Here is a 942-nt window from a genome sequence, read left to right as displayed (position 1 = left end):
TATAAATCATAATTGGCACTGGCTTTACAAGCACCCTGTTGAGTTCTCAAAGAACAACCACACACCGACCAGAAGCCCCACCTCAGTGGAACCCCAACCGGGGCTTTTCCGCTCCGTGTCCCGCCGCTCTCGCGCCGGGCACTTTTACTACGTTACCTCACCGTCTTCGCCGTGTCAAACCGTGTGTCCCGGTCTGTCGTGCTTCGTACGGGTTGGTACCGGCGCACTCACGCAGCAGCGAACCGCTGCGTCAGGTCGTCGGATTTGGCAGAACCGGCCGCTGCGGTTTCCCGCAGTCTCGCCCGGTGCCCTGCCGGTCGTGAACCTTACCCGGTCGGCTTCGCCGCACCAAATCCGCCTCTCGGCCGATCCGGCGGAGCACCGCCCGGACCGTGTCTCGCAGGAGTGAACCCCCACTCGACCCGGTTGCCAGTTCGTTTCGGCGCCTCAGGACTTCCGTCCCGTTTGCCCCGTTCCGCGCTGGCAGAGAGAAAGTTACGCGTCTGCGGGTTTGATCGTCAAATCCGCGGGTAGCGGCGCCCGTCACACTCGCCTCGCTGACCCATCGCGCCGTCCCGACCGCCAGCTACTCGGCGCCAGACTCCGCGCTGTGACCAGGGCGAACAACGCTCAGGACAAGCACAGGTCAGGACAAGCGCCCGGTCATGACAGGCAGAGGAAAGAACAAGCGCCGGTCACGACGAGGATGGGAAACCACAAGCTCCGATCGCAACGAGCGGGGCAAAGGACAAGCTCCGGTCACGACGAGCGCGGGCCAAGACGAACGCAGGACAGGCGAGCGCGCGCCAAGACAAGCGCCGGCCACGACGGGCGCGGGCCACCGCGAGCGCCGGCCACGACGGGCGCGGGCCACCGCGAGCGCCGGCCACGACGGGCGCGGGCCACCGCGAGCGCCGGCCACGACGGGCGCGGGCCACCGCG

It is taken from the genome of Micromonospora sp. NPDC049047 (genome assembly GCF_040649135.1).
Taxonomy (GTDB): domain Bacteria; phylum Actinomycetota; class Actinomycetes; order Mycobacteriales; family Micromonosporaceae; genus Micromonospora.
The sequence above is the reverse complement of the archived record's forward strand: the minus strand, read 5'-3'. Positions refer to the sequence as shown.